Genomic DNA, 7,169 nt, shown 5'->3' with positions numbered 1-7,169 from the left:
GGGCTTGGAAGACCAGCGGCGCATAGATCTCGAAGGGATCAACCTTCGGGTTCTCCAGAAACCTGCGGGCCTGAATCTCTCGGCTTTGCGCGAACTGCGCTTTTGAGATTCGCCCGCTCACCCACGCAGGGATGGAGCAGATTCGGCTTTCCAGACAGCCTGCAACAAGCCAGGCACAGGTGTCCGCGTTGCGGACATCGTTCCAGGCAAGGGCGCTGAGGAAGGGTCGGACATTCTGGTAGAGTCGGGGGACGTCCCCGAAGACTATTTTTGTCGTCACAAACAGAAATTGTCCCCTATCGGGGACGTTCTCTCATAAAGTTTGTCAGGCCGCCAGGGCCGCCAGCTCAATATCGTTCCAGTTAGGGCTGTGGTTATAGTCGAGAGCATTGATTAAATTTGCGGCATTCAACATGGATCCTCAAAAGTTATGATAGGATGGAGAGAGAATTTTTACTGTGTAACCATCTTAACTTAGTGCGCAGTAATATTTAACCCGATTGATTAGGCGTAGATTAGTACCGGTAGTTCATCTAGTAACTGCCGTAGCTTTGGCAGTCCACCAAAGGCCCGGCCTACCTCATTCAGGTTCATATGTCTCGTGGCGGGAAGCACCTTGAACACGTCAGCATTCGTACCCAGTTCGTCAATCCCATGCTCGGCATACTGGTCGAGCAACTGATCCAGGACGGTATGGGCCATCGGCCCGTAAGTCGAGAAGGCATCCTGCTTCTTCTTCCTTGCATCGTCAGCCCGCTGCTTGCGGGTTTTTAGTGGAGCGTTGAAGGCGATATGGCAGAGCAGGTCGAACGGGTCGCTGTCAGGCCTGTCCATCACCTGTTCGAGGTGCTCCAGGGCCACGCCCCGTTCTTCCAAAGCCGCGATGATGGCCTGGCGTTCACGCGGGTCGGCCCAGTGGTTCCGGAAGTCCTCGGCAGTCAGGTACAGGCTTCTGACCTGTTCCGCTGCATACGAGGTGAACTCCACGGTTCGCAGTTGCTTGCCCCGTGCATCCAGTTCCTGCACGGTCTCGTGCAGAATCTTCACCGTCAGGCCGTTGCGCACCACCAGTTTCCTCGGTTCGCTGGGTTCATCTCCCTTCAGGCTGCCCTGGCCTGTGGGTCTGGGTTCGGGGTCTGGCGGTTCGGGGAGGTCGCCTCCAGTGTCGGTGGTGGCTTCGATGGGAATCTCGATGGTGTCTATTGGTTCACCGTCGAACTCAGGGTCAGCGAACTTCTGGGTGGCGGTGCCGGTGTAGTCGAGGATGGTGAAGAACAACTTGCCGTAATCCTCGCGGACGCGGGTACCGCGTCCGATGATCTGCTTGAACTCCGCCATCGTCCCCACCACCCGGAACAGCACCACGTTCTTCACCATCGGGGCATCCACACCCGTGGACAGCAGTTTGCTGCTGGTCAGGATGACTGGGCTTTCCTCTTCCACGTCCTGAAACTTGGCGAGGTGACCTTTGCCGATGTCCCCTTCATCCGCGACCACCCGCACCACGAAGTCCGGGTACTGCCTCATCTGCTCAGGCAGGAGTCGGGCTATAGCACTCCGCATCTGAAGGGCGTGTTCCTGATCCACACAGAACACGATGGTCTTCGCCATCAGGTCGGTGGACTTCAGGTACTCCACCAGATGCTTCGCCACCGCTTCCGTCCGGGGAATCAGAGAAAGGGTAGCTTCAAAATCTTTGGTGCCGTACTCGCCATCCGGGATTTCCCTGCCGTACAGATCCTTCATGCCAGGGGTGGGCCTCCAGCCCACCGCGTCCACATCCGTCACGATCCGCCGCACCTGATAGGGGGCGAGGAACCCATCCTGAATCCCCTGGGCCAGGCTGTAGGTGTAGATGGGTGGCCCGTAGTAGGCATAGGTGTCACGGGTGTCTTCCCGCAGGGGAGTCGCGGTCATGCCCAGTTGGGTGGCGGATTTGAAGTGGTCGAGGATGTCCCGCCACGAACTCTCCTCACTGGCCGAACCACGGTGGGCTTCATCCACGATGATCAGGTCGAAGAAGTCCGGTGGAAACTGGCGGTACAACCCAGGCCGACTCTCGTCTTCCGCGAGGGACTGATAGGTGGCGAAGTACATCTCGCGGCTGGTGTTGACCTGCCCGCCCTCAATTTTCAGGCGGGCATCACCGAAGGGGGCGAAGGCTTTGTCCTTGGGGTCGTCCACCAGAATGCTGCGGTCAGCCAGAAAGAGGATGCGGGGCTTGCGGGAGGTGCCGCTGAGATTCCACTTGCCCTGCCAGAGTTTCCAGGCAATCTGAAAGGCGATCTCGGTCTTGCCTGTTCCGGTGGCCAGGGTCAGCAGGATGCGCTGCTGACCTTTGAGGATGGCTTCCGAGGCTCGCTGGATGGCGATGGTCTGGTAGTACCTGGGGATGCGGTCACCCAGGTGGTAGGGGATCAGCAGCCTGTCTTCCACCTCCGGTGGAAGACCCCGGTGGGCACGGTAGCGGTTGGTGAGTTCTGAGGCGGAGGGGAACTCTTCGAGGTCACGTTCCTGCCCGGTGAGCATGTCGTGTTCGACGATGCCCTTGCCGTTGGTGCTGTAGGCGAAAGGCAGATCGAGGACAGTCGCGTAGTCGATGGCCTGCTGGAGACCCTGCTCCGGGGAGAGGTACTCGGCCTTGGCTTCCACCACGGCGATGGGGTAGTCGCGCCGGGTGTAGAGCAGGTAGTCCACCCGTTTCTGCTTGCCACGTTTGGCGTTGCGCCCGGTCACCAGGATGCGGCCATCCGTGAAGGTGCGCTGTTCCTTGATCTGCTCGTCTGTCCAGCCCGCCGCGTAGAGCTTCGGGAGGACGTACTGGCGGCAAGTGTCGGCTTCGGTGGTCACGGTCAGCACAGTTTAGTGGACATGGAAGACAACTGCATCTGATGCATGGAAGAGACAGGGGGGTGACCGCTGAAACAGGGTGCAAGGACTACACCTTTCTGAAAAGAATCACCGCTGCGCGGTGTGGTGAGACAGTACACCAACCATCAGGCTCTACCTCCCCTGAAAGCGGGTCTGGGCCAAAAAAGGAATCACCTGGAATACCTCTAACTGCCTTAAAAACGACTCAAATGCCCTGAAAACCCGCTAAATCGAGTGGGTTTTCAATGTCGTACAGCCACCCTCGTCTTTACAAAACCCAGTTCACTCAAGACGCCGTCCACCGTGGGCGGCGTTGCCATTTCGGAGTTCCATGCCCTACACCACCACCGATCACCACTGGATGAAGATCCTCCGCCCGAGCTACTCCACCATCAGCGACCTCATCGACCAAAATCACCTCATTGCCTGCCGTGCGAACCAGTGCGGGCCACGCGGCGACCTGACCTATCAACTCAGTCCAGCCAGCCGGATACAGGTCATCAACGACGAACTCCTGACCATCGCCGGGCAGGAAATCATGGCGCAGTTAAACCACCAGCCAACCACCGCTTACCGCGCGATGGTTCTCGCCTCTCCGGGATTCGAGCAGTACCCGGACATCGATGTCCTGTTGAAAGCAGCGCGACATCCCGAACCCGACTGGTCTCCTGAGCGGTTTGTCGCTCTGCTCGAATCCCGGGTCAGCAGGGGGCGACAACCCGATCCACGCCCGCGTCTGGTAAAGGAGCCGACCACATACAAATCCATCTGGCGACCAGAGCAGACTTATCTTCGGCAAAACCTCAAAGGTGACTGGCTCCTGGGCCTGACCTGCCAGTCCCAGTACCGATCCGGGAGAACAGGCCAGAACAAAGTGGCGGTTGGCCTGGATGTCGGTCTCGACCCGGTTGCCTATGCCTACACCGCTGCCGGACAGAGCCAGGAATTCAAGCCCACCTCCCTCAGCCATCTCAATGCCGTGAAAGTCATGAGCTTGACTCCGGGGGCCAGAAAACTGCACGAGCACCTGACTTACGCGAGTGGCCGCCTGGATACTGAGGCTGTCATTGCCTGGCTGAATTACCACGCTTCACACGTCTTTTCCGAAAAGCTCAGCCACAAGGGGATGAACAGAAATTTCATTTTCGATGCTCGTGACCGGGCCATTCACGATTACCATTTCAGCAGTCTCAGTCAGTACATGCACACCGCACAGCACCTCTTTAAGCGGTTACCAGCCAGGTTCACGAGCACCTATTGCCCCTGCTGCCGTGAACGGGAACGGGTTCTCTATAAGGGCCAGCGCAGAGGTGACTCGTTCCATTGTGACCGCTGTGGACACCGTGGAAACGCCCACCAGGTCGGTGCTCGCAACGTCCTCCTGGCGGGGATTGAGCGTTACGGGGCAGGCTGAGGCTGGCACACCAGGGTGCGGATCCACCCTCGCGCAGTGACCATGAGGCATGACAAATCCAAACGATGACCGGCCCGCCCTGCCCTTTCCCGCTCAGCCCGAAGCCACCGCCCAGACACCGCTCAAACCCGCTGTTGAAGTCAAGCAGGCTGTCCCCACCACCCAGCCCAGGATGCCCACCACGCCTGTCCGCCTGAGCGCCATCGTCAAGTCCATACCGGCTATCGAGTGCCACCTGATTTTCAGGAACTGGGAGGCCGGAGTCGCTGCTGAAGTCATTCGCGCCTTGCCCGAAATCGGCAAAACGTTCAAAAAAACCATCCTCACTGAGCTTGGGGAGGAAGTCACCCTGGAGCAGCAGGAGGAACTGGTTCTCCCCGACGAACGCTTTGAGACCTGGCTGAATGAGCAGCGCCAGGAATCGCGGTACGCGGTACTGCGGCATGTCGGAAACCTGGAAACCAGCCTGACTCGGCTCGAACAGGGTGCAGACGATTTCGAGCGGTTGTTGAGCCTGCGGCGACTGCGGCTGACCAGAGACAAACCTGCCCGCCGGGGACGGAAAGCGCGATGAAGAAGTCTGAGATCCCTCTGACGGAAGCAGAGCGGCATCTTCTGCACAGGCTCTACAGCGCTGACTACGCCTGGACAGAGCAGGAGGTGAGGCAACACCTCCCCAACGAACGCTTCCGGCAATTTGTGGAGGATAAACTCCTGACAGTAACTTCCACGGAAATCGGGCCACTCGTTCTGCTCTCGGCTGCCGGGCAACGCGCTGTATACGGTTCACTGGAGTATTCCGGCAGCACCGAGTGGCATATCAACATGGCGTACACCCGGCTGGCCCTGCAGCACCTGGGCTGGCGTCAGAGCACCGCATCAGAGACTGTCGATCTGGAAACCTTCGATACGACCCACAGGTTTTGCGAGGTGATTACACCGGATGGCCCCGCGCTCTTCTGCGCCAAAGTGACGGCAGACGGCTTCTCGCGCAGGCACATCGGTCGCGTTGCAGAGCGACTGAAGAGTCAGGCCTTGCTCCACAACTTTACGGTCATCCTGGCTGTGCCGAATGCGAAGAAGGGACGGCGGTTAGCCGAGAGATACGGGTCTTTCCTGAAGGTTCTGGAGGTTCGTCCGCAGACCATCAGCGGCAGTATGCTCGCCCGGTACCAGCATCCAGGCCCCCATCCGGAACAGCCTGCGGAGGGGCCATATCTAGGAGGCGAGGAATGGAAAACCAATCCGAAGTACCTCGATTTCCCCGGACACGTTTTGCACATTCTCCAGCAGGAAAGGAGCGTCAGGGTTGCTGCTGCTCTCCAGAGCATTGAGGTCGACGGCGTCATGAGTGTGGCTTTACTCAGACGGTTCTATGGCCTCGAGGCCGCCGATCTCCTCAAAGCTCTTCAGGTCATCACTACACTCCGCACCTCGCCACGGCAGGCGACCAGTGAAACCCGCGTGAGCTTCCTGACCTTAGACCGCCGCCTCGCTCAGCAGGCCGACTCCCGCCTGGCGCACCGGGCCGGAACCGGGTGTATGCGGCACCTTCTGGATATCCCTCCTGACCCGGAGAGGTACAGGGCCGAATTCCGGGGACTCATCAAACTCGAGTCGCCGGATGCCCTCTGGACTGCTGAGGATGGTGCTGAACTTGCTCTCGAATACGACAACGGAACCTACAGTCGTGACACCATCCAGACCAAACTGACGACCTTCTCCGAGCGAGGGTTCAGGACGGTGTGGGGCGTCTCCCACGCCCGGCGACAGCGGGTGCTGACGACCCTCTTTGGGCAGCAACTCCATGGCAACGTCCTCCTGACCGAGTGGTGGTAGGAGCACTCGTTCCCCCTGCATCCGGGCTGAGTTCCCGGATATTTTTTGCCTTGTCAGGTGAGTACACGGCGAGGGTGCAGGGATGAACACAGCCTCCTTTGCAGGCTGAAGTGGCAAAGCCGGGGCGTGGGCAACCGACGGAAATGCGCTCAACTTGCAAACAACCTCACCAGAGAACTGTACCCTTTCACCAAATTGTCGGCTGCCCACTTCCCGTTTTGACAGCCCGTATCGCAAAAAAGCCACCCTTGAAACAGCCTCAACGCCTTCAACAACATCACCCGCCGTTGGCGGGTCTTTTCGTTCATATCACTATCGAAATAGGTGATTAATCCATTACAGGAAGGTACGCATGGTACAGACCTATCCCAGAGTCAATTTGACCCAGATTTCGTTCATCGCGGATGGCGAATTCCTCTGCTTTGAAGGTCAGTTTTTCAGGCATCTCGGTAAAACGTATCTCCAGCAGCACGAGCAGAAGCTACTGCTGATTGGTGAACCATTTTCGTGGCTCCCCCCAAATGGCATGCGGGTACAAGTGACCGGGGAATTGGTACGCAGGAGACAGGTCGCACTGCTACTGCATGACTGTCGTCCAGTCGATGCTGGTCGGGAAGATGGTCTGTCATATACGGACTACTCCGATACCAGAATTGGTGACGAGATCATCCTGCTCGCTCATACCAGAAATATTGGTGATACCCAGATCGCCGTGACCTCCACGGGGCAAAGTTTCGTGCTCGTCGGTAAGGAATTGGACGAGCGTAAATATGCGCTTCAAGGCGAGGTTATCCTGCTTGATCCGCCGACACTGGTCACGACGACCGCCATCCCGCTTCTTGGGGTCAATCTGCCTCAAGTTCATCCGCTCGCATGACCTCAGACTCAACTGGTTGCAGGGGGCCACCAGAGACAGAAACCCGCCACATATCTAGACAAATATTCACGCTGGCGTGCTGCTCCGTACGCTGGCATTTTTCTTTGTTTTTGCCGCTTGGCAAACAGAATTCCGATCTTTAAGGTGAAGTTATGAAGCAGAAACGAG

5 protein-coding genes and 1 pseudogene are annotated in these 7,169 nt (G+C 58.1%); 4 read left to right on the top strand and 2 right to left on the bottom strand.

Annotation, left to right across the window (positions count from 1 at the left end; genetic code table 11):
* Positions 1-280, bottom strand: a pseudogene (locus tag E5Z01_RS19810) (transposase); the annotation flags it as partial.
* A 224-nt stretch (positions 281-504) separates the two neighbouring features.
* A complete protein-coding gene (gene hsdR / locus E5Z01_RS16605; RefSeq protein ID WP_135230380.1) occupies positions 505-2,850 on the bottom strand; it encodes an EcoAI/FtnUII family type I restriction enzme subunit R in 2,346 nt (781 codons plus the stop codon).
* A gap of 352 nt (positions 2,851-3,202) precedes the next feature.
* Here hsdR and E5Z01_RS16600 point away from each other — a divergent pair, with 352 nt between their 5' ends.
* From E5Z01_RS16600 to E5Z01_RS16585, 4 genes are all read left to right on the top strand, one after another.
* Positions 3,203-4,285 carry a zinc ribbon domain-containing protein gene (locus tag E5Z01_RS16600; protein WP_135230379.1) on the top strand — a complete coding sequence of 361 codons (1,083 nt, stop codon included), beginning with the start codon at positions 3,203-3,205 and terminating at the stop codon, positions 4,283-4,285.
* Between the two features lie 49 nt (positions 4,286-4,334).
* A complete protein-coding gene (locus tag E5Z01_RS16595) occupies positions 4,335-4,859 on the top strand; it encodes a hypothetical protein (protein ID WP_135230378.1) in 525 nt (174 codons plus the stop codon).
* Positions 4,856-6,124: a hypothetical protein gene (locus E5Z01_RS16590; RefSeq protein WP_135230377.1), complete on the top strand. Its 1,269-nt coding sequence runs from the start codon at positions 4,856-4,858 to the stop codon at positions 6,122-6,124. The genes E5Z01_RS16595 and E5Z01_RS16590 overlap by 4 nt, the downstream gene beginning before the upstream one ends.
* A gap of 352 nt (positions 6,125-6,476) precedes the next feature.
* Positions 6,477-7,001, top strand: coding sequence for a hypothetical protein (locus E5Z01_RS16585; RefSeq protein ID WP_135230376.1), 525 nt, complete (start codon positions 6,477-6,479; stop codon positions 6,999-7,001).
* Positions 7,002-7,169 lie beyond the last annotated feature (168 nt).

The sequence above is a fragment of the Deinococcus fonticola genome (genome assembly GCF_004634215.1).
Lineage (GTDB): Bacteria > Deinococcota > Deinococci > Deinococcales > Deinococcaceae > Deinococcus > Deinococcus fonticola.
The sequence above is the reverse complement of the archived record's forward strand: the minus strand, read 5'-3'. Positions and strand labels throughout refer to the sequence as shown.